At 52.5% G+C, this 15,815-nt stretch carries 13 protein-coding genes and 1 other annotated feature; of the genes, 4 read left to right on the top strand and 9 right to left on the bottom strand.

The window, feature by feature from the left end:
* The coding region (locus GKAS_RS18820; protein WP_035896441.1) for a glycoside-pentoside-hexuronide (GPH):cation symporter at positions 1-1,278 on the bottom strand (1,278 nt) is incomplete at its 3' end.
* 260 nt (positions 1,279-1,538) lie between these two features.
* On the opposite strand from GKAS_RS18820, the gene GKAS_RS18815 reads away from it, so the two are divergent.
* The gene (locus GKAS_RS18815) at positions 1,539-2,954 is read left to right on the top strand and encodes an aryl-sulfate sulfotransferase (RefSeq protein WP_035896440.1); all 1,416 of its coding nucleotides are present in this window, start codon (positions 1,539-1,541) and stop codon (positions 2,952-2,954) included.
* Positions 2,955-3,111: 157 nt separating this feature from the next.
* Positions 3,112-4,569: a sulfatase gene (locus GKAS_RS18810; RefSeq protein WP_035896439.1), complete on the top strand. Its 1,458-nt coding sequence runs from the start codon at positions 3,112-3,114 to the stop codon at positions 4,567-4,569.
* Positions 4,570-4,763: 194 nt separating this feature from the next.
* Here GKAS_RS18810 and GKAS_RS18805 read toward each other — a convergent pair whose 3' ends face one another.
* A complete protein-coding gene (locus GKAS_RS18805) occupies positions 4,764-6,086 on the bottom strand; it encodes a 6-phospho-alpha-glucosidase (RefSeq protein ID WP_035896438.1) in 1,323 nt (440 codons plus the stop codon).
* Complete coding sequence (locus GKAS_RS18800) at positions 6,083-7,705, bottom strand: alpha-glucoside-specific PTS transporter subunit IIBC (RefSeq protein WP_035896437.1); 1,623 nt, start codon at positions 7,703-7,705, stop codon at positions 6,083-6,085. The genes GKAS_RS18805 and GKAS_RS18800 overlap by 4 nt, the downstream gene beginning before the upstream one ends.
* Positions 7,706-8,003: 298 nt before the next feature.
* Here GKAS_RS18800 and GKAS_RS18795 point away from each other — a divergent pair, with 298 nt between their 5' ends.
* The gene (locus GKAS_RS18795; RefSeq protein WP_035896436.1) at positions 8,004-8,753 is read left to right on the top strand and encodes a GntR family transcriptional regulator; all 750 of its coding nucleotides are present in this window, start codon (positions 8,004-8,006) and stop codon (positions 8,751-8,753) included.
* On the opposite strand, the gene GKAS_RS18790 is transcribed toward GKAS_RS18795, so the two are convergent.
* The 3 genes from GKAS_RS18790 to ibpA form a co-directional block, all read right to left on the bottom strand.
* A complete protein-coding gene (locus GKAS_RS18790; RefSeq protein WP_035896435.1) occupies positions 8,710-10,371 on the bottom strand; it encodes a putative transporter in 1,662 nt (553 codons plus the stop codon). The genes GKAS_RS18795 and GKAS_RS18790 overlap by 44 nt on opposite strands.
* A 322-nt stretch (positions 10,372-10,693) precedes the next feature.
* Positions 10,694-11,122, bottom strand: a complete 429-nt coding sequence (ibpB, locus tag GKAS_RS18785; protein ID WP_035896434.1) for a small heat shock chaperone IbpB — start codon at positions 11,120-11,122, stop codon at positions 10,694-10,696.
* Positions 11,123-11,223: 101 nt separating this feature from the next.
* Entirely contained in the window at positions 11,224-11,637 is a 414-nt protein-coding gene (gene ibpA, locus GKAS_RS18780; RefSeq protein WP_035896433.1) for a small heat shock chaperone IbpA, read from the bottom strand.
* Positions 11,631-11,707, bottom strand: a sequence feature (ROSE (Repression Of Heat Shock gene Expression) occurs in the 5'-region of heat shock genes and acts as an RNA thermometer to modulate expression.). (Overlaps the previous gene by 7 nt.)
* Before the next feature lie 239 nt (positions 11,708-11,946).
* Here ibpA and GKAS_RS18775 point away from each other — a divergent pair.
* Complete coding sequence (locus GKAS_RS18775) at positions 11,947-12,276, top strand: YceK/YidQ family lipoprotein (protein ID WP_035896432.1); 330 nt, start codon at positions 11,947-11,949, stop codon at positions 12,274-12,276.
* Position 12,277: 1 nt separating this feature from the next.
* Here GKAS_RS18775 and GKAS_RS18770 read toward each other — a convergent pair whose 3' ends face one another.
* From GKAS_RS18770 to GKAS_RS18760, 3 genes are all read right to left on the bottom strand, one after another.
* The gene (locus GKAS_RS18770) at positions 12,278-13,504 is read right to left on the bottom strand and encodes a YidR family protein (RefSeq protein WP_035896431.1); all 1,227 of its coding nucleotides are present in this window, start codon (positions 13,502-13,504) and stop codon (positions 12,278-12,280) included.
* A 64-nt stretch (positions 13,505-13,568) separates the two neighbouring features.
* A complete protein-coding gene (locus GKAS_RS18765) occupies positions 13,569-14,693 on the bottom strand; it encodes a DUF4056 domain-containing protein (protein ID WP_373995144.1) in 1,125 nt (374 codons plus the stop codon).
* A complete protein-coding gene (locus GKAS_RS18760; RefSeq protein WP_035896442.1) occupies positions 14,690-15,805 on the bottom strand; it encodes a BamA/TamA family outer membrane protein in 1,116 nt (371 codons plus the stop codon). Before GKAS_RS18760 ends, GKAS_RS18765 begins: the two co-directional genes overlap by 4 nt.
* Positions 15,806-15,815 lie beyond the last annotated feature (10 nt).

The raw sequence follows: 15,815 nt of genomic DNA, 5'->3' as shown, positions 1-15,815 counted from the left end.
TGTAAGCGCACAAAGCAGATAGCAAATCCCTGGCGCAATGGTAAACAGCGAGATAATGGTGTTAAGCGTAGCAGGGGTTTGCACGCTGGCTCCGGCCTGATACCCTCCTGCAGCCAGCATCCAGCCAATTACCGCGCCGCCGACGGCGAGGCCCATTTTCAACACAAACAGCGTGCCTGCGAAGCTAATCCCCGTCAGGCGCTTACCGCTGACCACTTCACCGTAGTCCACCGTATCAGCCATCATCACCCATTTAATCGGCGTCATAATCTGATGCAGTACGCCAATCACAAAGATCAGGCAGAACATCACCACCATCGTGTCCATTGGCACAAAAAACATCGCAAAGCTCAGCAAAGTCAGGATGAGGTTGCAGTAGATAAATACCGAGACTTTACAGAATCGCCCGCTGAGCGGCTTCGCTATGGCACTGCCCACAATATTGCCCACGCAGTAGGTGGTCAGGAATATTGAAAAGAGTTTAGGTGATTCCATAATCCAGGTGACGTAATACATCATTACGCCGCCGCGAACTGAAGTGCCAACAATAGTAAACACTGTCAGAAACCCAACCACTCGCCATTGATCGTTTCTCCAGATATCCCGTAAATCACCCAGCATTCCTTTAAAACCCACGCTGGTTGGCGGGGCGACAACACGCTCTTTGGTGGTAGAGAAACAGATAAAAAACATCACAACGGCAATCACTGACAGCAGAGTGATGCTGGCTTTAAAGCCAAACGCTTTATCACCACCGCCGAACCAGTCGACCAGGTTCATCATCAGTGCGGTGGATAACATCCCACCCGCAGTAGCCAGAACGAAACGCCATGACTGCAAAGACATTCGCTGCTGAGGGTCGCTAGTGATAACACCGCCCAGTGCGCAGTATGGGATATTGACGATGGTGTACATCAACGTCAGACAGATATAGGTTATTGTCGCGTAAACCATTTTTCCTGTAAGCGATAAATCCGGTACGGTATAGGTCAGGACGCAACTGATGCCAAAGGGGATGGAGGCCCAGAGCAACCAAGGACGGAATTTGCCCCAGCGAGTTCGTGTGCGGTCTGCAAGTAATCCCATGCAGGGATCGGAAATAGCATCTAATATTCGTGTTACCAGAAACATACTTCCAATGAAAGCCGCTGGCAGGCCCGCTATATCGGTATAAAAGAACATTAAATACAGCATCACATTGTCGAAAACAATATGGCTTGCCGCATCACCCAGACTAAAGCCGATCTTCTCTTTTAGCGTCAACAGCGAATTATTCATAATTTATCCGTTGGTTTGAATCATCTGACGCCATATTAAGATTAGCATTTTATATTTTTGAATTATGTTTTTTGCTTTTCTCTTTATGTTTATTTTTATATGTGATTAGGCTCGCAATTACATCACGAAAGCACACTCCATAAATATATTATATAAAAACACATCAACAATTCACCTCACATATTGAATAGTATCCTCAGATTCATCTAGGCTGCCATTAAAAATTATCTGCATTCACTTAAAAAACAAAGAGGACCATTATGTCTACCGATATTCAGACTAGCGTTATCGTTAATCCGTTCAACCAAAACATGCTCTCCGCAAACGTTAACATTACCGCCGTTCTACCAATGAGATTCAGTTATCACGTTCAAGGAAAAACTCCGGACAGTGCGTTTACCTATGAAAATGATGAATACACATTAAACCCAGTCATTCCCGTCATTGGCCTTTATGCCAACGCAGAAAACACCATCATTATTGAGTGTTTTTTTTCGGATGGCAGCCATGAAACACTCAGCGTTATCGCTGACACCACTGGCCAGGATTATGGTGACACACCACTGACCGTTGACTTCATTATCAATGACGAAGAAATTGCTAGCCAGACGTTATACAACGGCTGGCTGGTAACCTGTTATTACACCGCCTACGATAAAAATGGTGACCTGCGTATGGCATTTGCCGACGCCTGGGATAATAACAATCTGAAGAGTGACGGTAGCGCTATTTATCCCGGCTTCGATATCTTTGCCACCTCAGGTGAAACCTACGCACAAACATTGAAACAAATGAATCTATTAGGTGAGGCCCGCCAAACCTTCCAGGCCCCCGCAGGTAATGGTTTTCATCACGACATTACCTTTGGTCCAGACGGCAACATGTTCTGCCTGATGACCCTACTGGAAAACCAGACCGCTGAGCAACGACAACAGGCCGCTATCTACAAATATGATGTCGCAACCGGCGAAGCACTGTGGTCGCGCAACTACTCCTCACTATTTGATAATCAGGATGTCTGCATTGACGCCCAACCTAATGATATTCATTTTAATTCACTGGCGTTCAGCTCTCAGGTTAATCAACTTATTTTAAACAACCGCTCTACCAGCACTATTTACGGCATCAACTATGAAAATGGCGATATTGAGTGGACTATCGACAACCCCAATTACTCACTGGTTGCCGAATCTGTTAACCTGCAACCCATTAATGCCGATAGCTTTATCTATCCAAACGGTGAACATGCCGTTTATCCAACAACCAACGCGAAATATGCTAACTACATGACAGAAAACCGTCTGGCTATTACGCTGTTTAACAACAAAGCCGCACTTTTTGACGATGGTACTGAGAATGATAAGAAAATGGAGGACCCAATTCCTGATGAATATTATGAGGCACCGTTTGATTCTCAGTGTCTGGTGTATGGTATCGATCTCACGGCCAAGACAGTAGAACTACTGGATGTTTTTGACATTGCCGGTCAGCGTAGCAATATAACCTCAGAGGTTCATGAGGTGGCCGATTATTACAGCATCATGTACGGCGTTGACAGCAACTTTTTTATCATTGATACCAATAATACCGTCGCGGTTGAATGTTACGCTGTTTACCCTGCCCTGACTTATCGTGGACATATTTTTTCCTATGATGAACTACGTCAACTGATCTAAATAATGGCCGAGCGTTAGTGGAATTTCTGACGCTCGGTTATTATGATATTCCACATTCAACTTATGATTATTCCCTTATGTGATCTTTCTCTGATACATCCTACCGCAATAACTATTAGCTTCCCCTCACTTAGATGCATTATCTGCAGGAGAAAGTATGAAAGCAATAATGGTTATGTATGATTCATTGAATAGACATTATCTCAGCCCATATAATTCCAACTGGACCCATACCCCTAATTTTTCTCGTTTGGCTAAAAACAGCATGGTATTTGATAAAAGCTACGTCGGCAGCCTACCCTGCATGCCTGCCAGGCGCGAATTACATACCGGGCGCTATAATTTTCTGCACCGTAGTTGGGGGCCATTAGAACCTTTCGACGACTCCTGTTTTGAAATCATGAAGCATAATGGCATACACAGCCATTTAATCAGCGACCATTATCATTACTGGGAAGATGGTGGCTGTACCTATCATAATCGCTATGCGTCCTGGGAAATCGTTCGCGGTCAGGAAGGTGACCATTGGGAGCCTGATATCAAAACCCAGGAGTTCCCGCCGCATCTGGGCCAGATAATGTCGCAGGATCGTGCCAACAGAGAGAAAATCCTCCAGCAGGATAAATTCCCCATTGAGAAAACGTTCGACCTCGGCCTCGAATTTATTGAGAAATTCCACGAGGAAGATAACTGGTTTCTGCAAATTGAAACCTTCGACCCACATGAGCCATTTTTCCATCGTCGCCAAAAAGAGAAAAAGGCTGGCCCTGAGTTTGACTGGCCGAACTACGCGCAGGTGACGGACGAAGAACGTCCATGGATGGAGAATCTACGCGAAGAGTACAGCGGGTTGCTGGACATGTGCGACGTCGGTATTGGTCGCGTGCTCGACATGATGGACAAATATCACCTCTGGGAAGATACGCTGTTGATTATCAACACCGATCACGGCTATTTGCTTGGCGAACACGATTGGTGGGCCAAAGCTAACGATGCCAATTTCTATGAAGAGGTGTCCCACACCCCGCTGTTTATTTACGATCCGCGCAGCAAAAAAACTGGCAGAAGCCGCCAGCTGGTTCAGACCATTGATTTAGCCCCTACGTTACTGGACTACTTTAATCTGCCCATCCCGCAGGATATGCAGGGTAAAGCACTGAAGGAGACAATTTCCAGCGATACCCCGGTCCGCGAAACGGCGCTGTTTGGCGTTTATGGCGCTCAGGTGAGCTGTACCGACGGCACCTGGGTGTACACCCACGCCCCGATACAAGCCAACCGCCCGCTCAACCACTACACCTTAATGCCGACCCATATGCGTCATCCCTTCACCCCACAGGAGCTACAACAGGTAGAGATGGTAGAGTCCTTTAGCTTTACCAAAGGTTGCCGACTAATGAAAATCGCCGATATTGGTCTTGGTATGGTACCGCTTGAGCATAACTGGCAAAGCGTGCTGTTTAACGTGACCGACGATCCCCGCCAGGCAACACCTCAGCACAATCCGGCGGTTATCGAGCGGTTGAAAAAAGAGATAGTCCGTATGATGGCTGAGAACGACGCGCCGGAAGAACAATATCAACGTCTGGGGCTAGAAAAACCAACCCAAGGATAAGCGGCCTTGAAAGCCATTATGGTAATGTTTGATTCATTATGTCGACGCATGTTGTCGTCTTATGGCGCCACCGATATCCACACACCGGGCGCGATAACTTCTTGCACCGCGCCGGGGCCCTATTGGGCAATTTACGCGCCTGAATCTGTTCTGTTAAAACCGAGCCCGCAGCAAAAATCTGCGGGCTCTACCGCTTAGTGCAACTCCGGCCAATAGTCCTTATTGGCCTCAATCAAATCGTCCAGAATCGCTTTTGCCACGGAAGCGCTCGGCACCGTTTTCGACAGCGTAATCGCCTGCCACAGCTTGTGGTATGAACGATGCTCCCAGGCATCGACGACCAGTTTTTCAACCGCAACCTGCTGGCCCATCATCCCTTTCTGGAAGTTTGGAATATCACCCACCGTCAGCGGTTCCGGGCCGTTATGGCCAACGAGGCATGGAATTTCGACCATCGCGTCGGCATCAAAGTTATGGATGGCGCCGTTGTTCGGCACAATAAGCAGCATTCTTTCCTGAGTGTTAAAGGCGATCGCGGTAGCAAGATCGACGATGTAAGAAGCATGTTCGTCAATTTCCAGGTCTCCCGCCGAGGATTTACCCGCCGCAATAATCGCCCGGCATGCGCTGAACACATTCTTTTCACGATGATCCATCACTTCGTTGGCACGGGTACGTTCCGGATTTGAGTGCGCCACAACATAGTCAGGGAACAGATAATATTTCAGGTAGGTGTTCGGCATGGTGTCCGGATCCAGCGCCTGAACATCTTTCGCTTTGGCGAAGGTATCGTTCCAACTGGCTTCCGTATGCGGGTCGTTTGATGGCGGAACATAGCCGTACTTCGCGACATATTCGCGTAATTTAGGCATCAAATCGTTCCCTTGAAGATCTTCGATAGATGTCCACCAGCCAAAGTGATTCAGCCCGTAGTAGCGAACGCGCATCTGCTTACGATCTTTCAGACCAACAATCTGCGCCATCCGTCCTTCAATGCCGATAGGCATGTCGCAAATATTGAGGATTTTGGCATCCGGGCGCAGGCGACGGGTCGCTTCCGCCACAATCGCCGCCGGGTTGGAGTAGTTGAGCATCCAGGCATTCGGCGAGTATTTTTGCATGTAATCCACCAGCTCCAGCACACCGCCAATGGAACGCATGCCGTACGCTATGCCGCCAGGGCCACAGGTTTCCTGACCCAGTACACCGTGGCGCAGTGGGATCTTCTCATCCTTTTCACGCATCGGGTATTTCCCTACGCGAATATGGGCCATCACGAAATCGACGTCGGTAAACGCGGCCTGCGGATCGGTGGTGTAGCTAAATTCAATATCCGGCGCCTGCTCTTTAAGAATCACCTTGCAGGCTTCTGCAATCGTCTCCTGACGCGCACCGTCGTTGTCGTAAAATTTCAGCGCTCGCAGTGGAAAACGATCCTGATTTGCCAGCAGCATCAAGACGATACCTGGGGTAAAAGTACTGCCGCCGCCTGCGATAACAACTGAGAATTTTTTCATGATACTGCCTCCGTCATGGTGGTTTGTTCGGTCTGTAGAGAATCTTTCATCAGGGTTTCAAGCTGGTCGCGGACCTGTGGTACATGCAGGCCAACGATGACCTGAATACCGTTTCCGCGGCGCACCACACCGTGCGCGCCCAGCGCTTTGAATACGTCATCACTTTGCGTTTTAGCCATATCGGTTAGCGCAATACGTAATCGGGTCGCACAGTTGTTGATGCTTTCAATATTGGCGGCCCCACCCAGCGCCTGGAGGATGCCCGCCGCCTGGCCTAATTTCGTGTCACTCGCGCCAGCCGCAGAGGTTTTGCCACGCGCGGCCTGGTAGTCTGCTTTGCTGTAAAGCTTGATTTCACTGTCTTCACGGCCCGGTGTTTTCAGGTTGAAGCGCAGGATCAAGGCCCGGAAGACGACGAAGTAGATGGCGGTGAAGCACACGCCGATACCTATCTGGGTAAACATCACAGACGCATGGTTATGGAACATCGGGATCCAGTTTTGCGGGATAAACTGGTCAAGAAGGCCACCGCCAAAGTTCCCTACCACGCCACACATGTACATCACGGTCGACATGGTGGCCGCCAGTACGGCGTGAATGGCGAACAGCAGTGGAGAGATAAACAGGAAGGTGAACTCCAGCGGTTCCGTGATCCCTACCAGCATGGCTGTCAGCGTGGCAGGAATGAGCAGCCCCGCGACCTTTATGCGGTTTTCAGGCGCTGCGGTGAAGTAAAGCGCCAGCGCAATCCCGACGGAGCCAAACACTTTTGAGTTACCGTGCAGCGCAAAGCCGCCTTCCGGGAACAGCGATTTGAGTGATTCTGTGCTTTGGCTGAACTCCTGGAGATGCTGCGCCCAATAAACCTGAATTCCGCCTTCAACCGCCGCTGGGCCAAAAATAAAGGGACCATAGACAAAGTGATGCAGGCCTGTCGGAATAAGAATGCGCTCAAGGAAGGTATATACCCAGACGCCCAAGGCCCCGGCACTGCGCAAAAATGCCTGCAGTGATTCAATGCCCATTTGGACTTTTGGCCAGCCTAAAAGCGTTAACCACGCGCAGGGGATCATGGCAAGGAAAGCCACGATAACCACAAACGAAGACCCCTGGAAAATACCGAGGAAAACCGGCAGTGGTTTATCGAAATAGCGGTTATGCAGCGCGGTCACGACGCCCGAGATGACAATCGCGCCGATGATGCTGGTATCCAGCGTCTTGATCCCGGCAATCATCGTCAGCCCGCTTCCCGTCACCGGATCAGCGGAGAAGTCGACGCCAAAAAAGTGTCCCCAGGTCATTCCCATCGCATTGATGAAATAGTTCCAGGTCAGGAAGCTAACCAGTACCGCCAGACAGGCTCGCCCTTGTGCCTGTTTAGCCAAGCCAATCGGCAAACCAACGGCAAAAATAAGCGGCATGTTTCTGAATACCGTCCAGCCGCCTTCTTCAATAATGTGAACAATCTGAGCAAATAAGCTATCAGGTGCGGTGAGTGCTTCACCCACAAACATTGGATTACGCAACATGATGGCGATACCCACCACAATCCCCGCGAAGGGAAATAATAAAACCGGGGTAAACATGGCGCCGCCAAAGCGTTGTATTTGACTGAGCATTTAGCAATCCTCATTTAACAACTCGTAGGGTAAGTGGCCTTATTAATGTTGATTTCCGGCCTGCTACGAGAATAGGAATTCGCCCGTCAGACAACATGCGGTGAGCGTGCGATTCGTGATCGCTTTCATGGTTTTATTTCAGGCGATGTTGTCTAATTTTTAGGATAAAAATAGACATGTCATATGACCTAATTCCGTGCCGTTATGCGCATTCTCATTATTCGCCTGTAATTGGTTACTTTTTAATAAGAAACAGCGGTTCAATAACCCTGCTGGGATAGGGAATAGAGGTCTACAAGTGATCTATAAATCTATTGCTGAAAGGCTGCGATTGCGGCTGAATTCATCCGATTTCAACATTGGCAGCCCGATTCCAGGCGAGAAAGCGTTAGCTCAGGAATTTGGCGTGGCGCGAATGACCATCCGAAAAGCTGTCGACCTGCTGGTTGAATGGGGCCTGGTGGTTCGTCGGCAGGGCAGCGGCACCTATGTTGCTCATAAAGACATTCACCATGAAACCTCAAACCTGACGGGGTTGGCCGAGGTATTGCGCAAGCAGGGCAAAGAGGTGATAAGTCATGTCCTGGTTTTCGAAGTGATGCCCGCTCCTCCCGCCATAGCCAGCCAGCTCCGTATTCAAATCAATGAGCGGATCTATTTTTCCCGACGGGTACGCTACGTTGATGGGAAGCCCCTGATGCTTGAAGACAGCTATATGCCGGTTAAGCTTTTTCGAAACCTGTCGCTGGTGCATCTGGAGGGATCAAAGTTTGATTACATCGAGAAAGAGTGTGGCATAACGATAAGCGGCAACTATGAAAGCCTGGCACCGGTGCTGGCTGATAAGCAGTTGGCCCAATCGATGAACATACCCGAACAAACACCGCTGCTGCGTATTACTTCCCTTTCCTACAGCGACAGCGGTGAGTTTCTTAATTATTCCGTGATGTTTCGTAACGCCAGCGAATACCAGGTGGATTATCACCTCAGGCGCATCCAAAGCCCTAGCTCATCCCCCAGAACAGCACCGCCAGAAGCTGAGGCGTGATGATACGCAGGAACATCACCAGCGGGTAGACGGTGGCATAGGAGAGCGCCGCCGCGCCGCTGGTCGCGTGCAGGTTATTGGCAAACGCCAGCGCTGGAGGGTCGGTCATCGAACCGGCCAGCATGCCGCACAGGGTCAGGTAGTTCATCTTCGCCAGCACCCGCGCCAGTATGCCTACGGTGAGCAGCGGAATACCGGTAATCAAGATGCCGTAGCCAATCCAGCTCAACCCTTCGCCATGCACCAGCGTTTCAACAAAACCGCCACCGGACTTGAGCCCCACCACCGAGAGAAACAGTACGATCCCCAGCTCGCGCAGCGCCAGGTTGGCGCTTGGCGGCATAAACCAGTAGAGCTTACCGATGCTGCCAATGCGGCCCAGGATCAGCGCCATTATCAGCGGCCCGCCAGCCAGCCCGAGCTTTAACGCGACCGGGAAGCCGGGGATAAACAGCGGAATGGAACCAAGCAGTACGCCAAGGCCAATACCAATAAACACCGGCAGCATTTGGACCTGCTGCAATTTTTGTTGGGCGTTGCCAAGATCGGAGGCTACGGCATCAATGGCCGCCGGACGCCCCACGAGGTTGAGGATATCACCAAACTGCAGGCTGGCATTGCTGCTGGCGACCAGTTCAACCCCGGCGCGGTTTAAGCGGGAGATCACCACGTCATAACGCTGTTTATAGTGTAGATCGCGGATTTTCTTGCCCAATACCTTCTCGTTGGTCACCACCACCCTTTCCACTTTCAGATCCGTTCCTCGGGTGGAAAGCGACGTTTCAACTTCTTTGCCAATCACCAACTGCGCGCTATGCAGATCCGCCGCTTCACCCACCAGGTGCAATAGGTCACCAAGCTCAATAATGGTCGTTGGCGACGGCACCATCAGCGTTTCACCCCGTTTGAGGCGCGAGCAGATAATGTTGTCGCTGTTGATAACGGGGACATCCTGAATCGCCATGTGGTTCAGGTTAGGGTTCTCAACGCGGATGTTGATGGTCTGAAGATGGGAATGGCTGGAACCCGCCTGCTCGTCGAAGCGCTGCGCCTCTTTGTCGACGTTAATGCGAAAGAACAGACGCACCAGCCACATAGTGAGCAGAATGCCGCAGATACCAAACGGGTAGGCCATCGCGTAGCTCATACCCATCTGGTCTACGACGCTAAACGGCTCGCCAAGATCGCGCAGAATTTGCTGCCCGGCACCCAACGCGGGGGTATTGGTCACCGCACCAGAAAAAATGCCCAGCACGACGGGAAGCGGAATCGCGAAGATTTTATGCAGCAGCGTGGTGACCAGGCCGCCAAGAACCACAATCAGGATGGCAAACAGATTCAGCCGCAGGCCCGAGACGCGCAGCGAGGCAAAAAAACCCGGCCCCACCTGAATCCCGATGGTATAGACGAACAGAATCAGGCCGAATTCCTGGATAAAGTGCAGCATCGGGCTGCTTAGCGCGATGCCAGCCTGATCGACAAAGTGGCCGACAATAATCCCACCGAACAACACGCCGCCGATGCCAAAGCCTATCTCCCGGATTTTGACGTTGCCAATCCACAGACCGACCACCGCCACCAGCGCCAGGACACTTACCGTCAATGCTATATCACTCATCGCCTTTTCCCTGTGAATAACATTATTAACATCAGGGATTATGTCTGAGTCGGAGGGAGCTTGTATGTAGTACGGCGCACATTAATCGACTGAGGAAATATCGCTATTCAGGTACGTCTTTACTCTTCGCCGCAATTTCTAACTGCTGAATACTTTTATCAGGGGAAGGAGTAGGTTTGCCCTACGGCAATGACAGGTTTAGAGGGGTCGCCATTTTCCTGATCGTTTTTTAAACTGAAACACTCGTTGCAGTAAGGGGGAGAAACATGCTTTCACACGCAAAAAAAAGCCCCGATTTCTCGGGGCTAATTGGGCAATTCTGTTAACTATCCAGCGCTGGGCGCTCGCTAATAGCGATGCGCTGTGGCGCGATAGCTTCCGGCTCGTTGCGAGTGAGGTCGATATGCAGCAGGCCGTTGGTAAAGGTCGCGCCGGCGACTTCCATATTTTCTGCCAGGGTGAAGCTCAGGCTAAAGGCCTGGGTAACCAGCCCCTGATGCAGCCATTTGGTCTCTTTTTCCTGCGGCTCAGGCGTGCCTTTCACGGTCAGGCGTGTGCCTTCGAGCTGAATATCCAGATCTTCCTGACGGAACCCGGCTAACGCTAAGGTAATGCGGTAGTGGTTATCGTCGCTTTTTTCGATGTTGTACGGTGGGAAGGTCTGGCCTTCACTGGTGCTTTGCAGCGCGTTCGCCAGTTTGTCAAAACCGATCCATTGACGCAGCAGTGGGGATAAATCGTAGTTACGCATTGTGTTTCTCCTTCTAAGAAGCGAGTAAGTACCTTCCGGCTCCCTGACGGCAAGCCGATTGATGATTTAGCTAACAGGGCCGCACAGGCGGCCCTGTATCATTAATTAATTTCGATACGACGCGGTTTATCCGCGTCTGGAATCACGCGTTCCAGTTCGATATACAGCAGGCCGTTCACCAGGTTTGCGCCACGTACGTGGATGTGTTCCGCAAGCTGGAATTTGCGCTCAAAGTTACGCTCGGCGATGCCTTGATAGAGATAGGTTCGTTCTTTTTGCTCTGCGGCATGCGCGCCTTTTACCACCAGCATGTTGTCCTGCGCGGTGATTTCCAGCTCGCTTTCCGCAAAACCGGCCACGGCAATCGCGATGCGATAGTGGTTTTCATCAACCAGTTCAACGTTGTACGGAGGGTAGCCGCCGTTGCTTTGCGTTTGATTGTTTTCTAACAGGTTGAACAGACGATCAAAACCGATGGCAGAACGGTATAACGGGGATAAGTCAAAGTTACGCATAGTTAAATAGCTCCTGAAAATCAGCGAGAAATTAATCACCTTCCATCATGGACAGGTTGTTGAAGCCCAAACACCCCGAAGGCGTGTTCCTCTTGGCTACACCAATAAAATGTGGTGAAAAGAACCATTTTCAAGTCCTCATGTCTTACTTTTTTTGCACTTTCCCCCAGAGCGCTTAGACTGGGTATGGCACAAAAGGCCAAAGTGCGACAGCCGCCACAGAGCGGCAAGCCGGTACTTCCTATTTTGGCAATGGGTAGATATAACCCAAAGAAGGGCGTTTTATGCCCGTGACGAGAAGAACTCACTATGAAAAATGTTCTGATTAAAGCGGCGCTGGTTGGGGGGATCTTCTTGTCAGGAGGGTGTTCCAGCGTCATGTCGCATACTGGCGGCAAAGAGGGAACGTATCCAGGCACGCGTGCAAGCGCCGCGATGCTGGGCGACGATGACAGCGGCTGGGTCGCCAAATCGCTGGTCGCCATTGATATGCCGTTTACGGCGGTGATGGACACCGTACTGCTGCCGTGGGACTTCTTCCGTAAAGATAGCTCCGTTCGCTCCCGCGTAGAAAAGAGCGAACAAGAGACGCTGGCAACCAATTCGGTTATTCCGCCAGCGCCAATGCCCGCCCCCTGATTCAGCGGGCGGTTTCGGTTATCCATAGCTGGCGAAAGCCAGCCACATCTTCCATCCAGGCAATAAACTGACCATCAGGTGAGAAGACCACCGCATCCGCCGACGGTGGATTTGCGTGATCGGCCGTTAAAAACGTCACTGCACCGGTCTGCGCATCACACATCGCAATACGTCCCTCCAGCACAAAGCCCAGTCCCTTTCCGGATGGATGCCAGTTAAACGCCGACTGAATATCTGTCGCATTGTGCGTAAGCTGGTGCGGCTCACCGCCTTCGGGTGAGATCAGCCACAGCTGCACGACGCTATTGTCATCACGCATCAGAAACGCAATCTGCGCCCCCTGCGGGTTGCTGCGCACCCAGTGGCGCGGAACATTCACCAGCCCAGGATAAGCACGCTGATGGGTAAAGGTCAGTCGCTGCTGATGAACGCCTGCCGGTGGGGCAGGCAGCGCTGTCGCCGTTCCTGATAGCGGCGCATTACCCGCCTGCTTCCAGCCCGCCTCGTCGCGCGGCAGCGTCACCAGAAACAGCTCAGGCACTTTTTCGCCGGTTAGCGAAACGGTGTCGCCGATAAAGGCCAGCGCGGAGGAACCGACCCAGCCCTCTTCATAGGCGCGGTTAATCTCATCGCTGACGGGCAGCGGTTGCGCCGTTGTCTGGCTCACCAACACGCACCAGTGGCTACCGGCATATTCCCGCGGATGCTGGCCGCGCGGCGTAACCGGGCCGAACGGTGCCGCCACGCCAACGTTACGCTGATCCAGCGCAGGGTCGTATTCGTGCATCACGTGGTCGTTGTAGGTAAAGCTGACGTACTCTCCGCAAGGGCTGTAGACGTGGACGTGGCTGCCGCCGCGTAGCGCGCCAGGCGTGTAGGGCGAGGTGATATCCATCGCATCCAGATTTTGGATTTGACCGTGGGCCGAGACTACACCGCGGCGATGGTGGAAATCGTACTGCCACTGGGCATCCGGATTTTCCGGGCCGTGGATAAACACGTACTGTTCGGCAGAGGGATGCACCGTGACGACGCCAACGTGCGCGCCTTCACTGGCGCGATAAATCACCTCAACATCACCGCTATGCACATTCACGCGCTCGATGGTTTCACCGGTAAACGACGCGCCTGATGGGCGCACATCAAAGACCAGCCACTGGCTATCCGGCGTCCAGGTTCGGGTATTGGTAAGCTGATGATTACGCGGTGCAAAGGTGATTTGTTTCATGGCGGAGTCCCGGTCAAAAGATACCGCCTCTTTTTACCACGCGCGCGTCTTATCCCATAAGCCTTTAGCGGTGAGAGGGAACATCGGCCCGTTGCGCGCTGGCGGCAAGCGTGGAGAAATCTACCGCGGTGTAATACCGTTCAGGCGGTGGCAACTGTTCCATCAACGTTCCGGGCCATAGCTGAAGCTGACCTAATTCCTGAAGACGAATACCCTGCCAGCGGTGCGGTAGCGTCAGGCGCTGCGGCGTGGTTTGCTCCCCCGGCACACGGGTTGGCAGCCGGTTATCGCCCATCTCAAAATTACGATGCAGCACCAGATATTTCTCCGGCACGCGGCGTTGGCTGTTCCACCAGCGGCCGTCCAGCATATCGAAATGGAAGCGGGTCATCGCTGGAGGCTGCGCGCCCAGATGCATTAGCGCCTGAGTAAGCGCCGTGCCCATCGCCGCATTGTAGACCCCTTGGGAAACAGTTTGTCCGTCGAGAATCAGAGAGACGGCCAAGCGCGCGCCGAGCAGGTTTGAGTAGAGATCTTCCGGCGAAAAGGCGGAAACGCCCTCCGAAAAACCGGGAACGGACTCAAAACCATACCATTGGGCAATTTCGTGCCATTCCGCGACCTGAAAGGCCAGATGGGCCGCAAGCCAGGCGGCCAGCGTGTAACGCTCAACGGGATCGGTAGGCGGGGTAAACGCTTTAAAAACCAGGCGACGCTGCGCCAGTTCGCTCTCCAGATCGAGGGTAAACGTCTGGCCAAGTTTCGGCAGCAGCTGGCTAAAGATATAGACCGTCATATCCGCGGTATCGCGCACGTGGGCGGTATCAATAAAACCGCCGCGGGTGGTGTAGAGAATGCCGTTATTTTCGCTACTTAAGCCCGTCAAATTTTCCAGTCCGGCCAGCAGCTTATCGTTGTACTGATGCTGGCCCAGGTGGCTGGCATTGACCACGTTATCCAATCGATAGAACGGTACCGGCATGCCCAACAGTTCCGCACGCAGGTTATAGCCAAAAGCGCAGCATGGACGTAGCCCTTTGGGCAGCGGCTGCGGGGGCATCGAGGGCCAGGCACTCGCCGTCTGCGCCGTTGCTTTTTCACCTAAATCCAACGCCACCGGCAGCGCGGCTGCGGCTCGCGTGATAGCAAATAGCGCCAGTAGCGATACCATTTTAATCAACGCCTTCAAAATGCCTCTCCCACCTGAAAATAAAACCCGCTGCTGCCTTTGCCAATGCCGTAATCCAGCCGTACGTTAACACGCGGCTTAAACTCAAAGCGATAGCCCACCCCCGCCGAGGGCAACCAGCGACCATCATCCAGCGAGTGAAAAGATGGCCCCATGGTGCCAGCGCCCAGCCACCCCACCACGCCGTGCCGCCAGTCAAGCTTGCGGCGGTACTCCAGTTGACCACTAACGGCATTTTTATCCCGGTAGCGACCTTCGTAGTAGCCGCGCATCCGCTGATTGCTGCCGAGCAGCGGCATCATCGTCCAGGGGACGTCGCCCTGGGTGAACGCGCCGTCCATTTCCCAGGCCAGTACGTTTTTGTCGTCGAGGGAGTGGTAGCGGCTGTAGTGCAGCTGGTATTCATCGAAGCGGGTATCGCTGCCGACATCCGGCGTAAAGCGGGTGTAGCGGAGATCGGCGTACTGCCCTTTGCGCGGGTTGGGGACAAAATCACGATCGTCCCAGCTCAGTTCAACGCTGCTACCGGAGCTCAGCACCGACTCTCCCTGCGCGGTGTCGTGAATTTTCTGCGGGTCATCACTATTTATTTGCGCCGCGTGCTGGGCGTGCAATGACCAGCCCACTCCCAGATAGATATTCGGTGCCAGCCGGCGATATACCGTGGGGCGTAAATCGAGGTCCTGGGCGGTGTACTGCTCTTTTTTACTGTCTTTATCACCCGCGCTAAAACCCTGTCCCCAGTAGTATGTTGGGGTATCGGTCAGTGAGCCATCAAGAAAGAAACGCCAGCGATCGTCGGCGAAAAAGGCATAATTTTGCATTGTCAGGCCAAAGGCGCTGGTTGAGCTGAAGTAGCCGCTCAGCGTCAGGGTTGAGTTCTGGCTGACCGTATCGTTTGGGTCCGGGCGATACATGCCCACCACCGCCGTACCCACGCCGAGCCCCAGTTCAGGGGTATAAAACGGCCCCGGCATGACGCCCCAGTCGACGCCTTTGCTGGCGTCAAAGTTATCGCTCGCGCCGAGCTTTTTCAGCCAGCCGTCAACCTGGTCACGAGTCGGCAGCGCCGACTGAACTTGTCCGGCAAACAGGCAGCACAGCAAGAGCAGGCCGAGGCGT

This window comes from Kluyvera ascorbata ATCC 33433 (genome assembly GCF_000735365.1).
Classification (GTDB): Bacteria; Pseudomonadota; Gammaproteobacteria; order Enterobacterales; family Enterobacteriaceae; genus Kluyvera; species Kluyvera ascorbata.
The sequence above is the reverse complement of the archived record's forward strand: the minus strand, read 5'-3'. Positions and strand labels throughout refer to the sequence as shown.

Bases quoted from the DNA above. Each gene is read 5' to 3' on its own strand.
- GKAS_RS18815 (WP_035896440.1), top strand. From the start codon at position 1,539: ATGTCTACCGATATTCAGACTAGCGTTATCGTTAATCCGTTCAACCAA.
- GKAS_RS18810 (WP_035896439.1), top strand. From the start codon at position 3,112: ATGAAAGCAATAATGGTTATGTATGATTCATTGAATAGACATTATCTC.
- GKAS_RS18805 (WP_035896438.1), bottom strand. From the start codon at position 6,086: ATGAAAAAATTCTCAGTTGTTATCGCAGGCGGCGGCAGTACTTTTACC.
- GKAS_RS18800 (WP_035896437.1), bottom strand. From the start codon at position 7,705: ATGCTCAGTCAAATACAACGCTTTGGCGGCGCCATGTTTACCCCGGTT.
- GKAS_RS18790 (WP_035896435.1), bottom strand. From the start codon at position 10,371: ATGAGTGATATAGCATTGACGGTAAGTGTCCTGGCGCTGGTGGCGGTG.
- ibpB (WP_035896434.1), bottom strand. From the start codon at position 11,122: ATGCGTAACTACGATTTATCCCCACTGCTGCGTCAATGGATCGGTTTT.
- ibpA (WP_035896433.1), bottom strand. From the start codon at position 11,637: ATGCGTAACTTTGACTTATCCCCGTTATACCGTTCTGCCATCGGTTTT.
- GKAS_RS18775 (WP_035896432.1), top strand. From the start codon at position 11,947: ATGAAAAATGTTCTGATTAAAGCGGCGCTGGTTGGGGGGATCTTCTTG.
- GKAS_RS18770 (WP_035896431.1), bottom strand. From the start codon at position 13,504: ATGAAACAAATCACCTTTGCACCGCGTAATCATCAGCTTACCAATACC.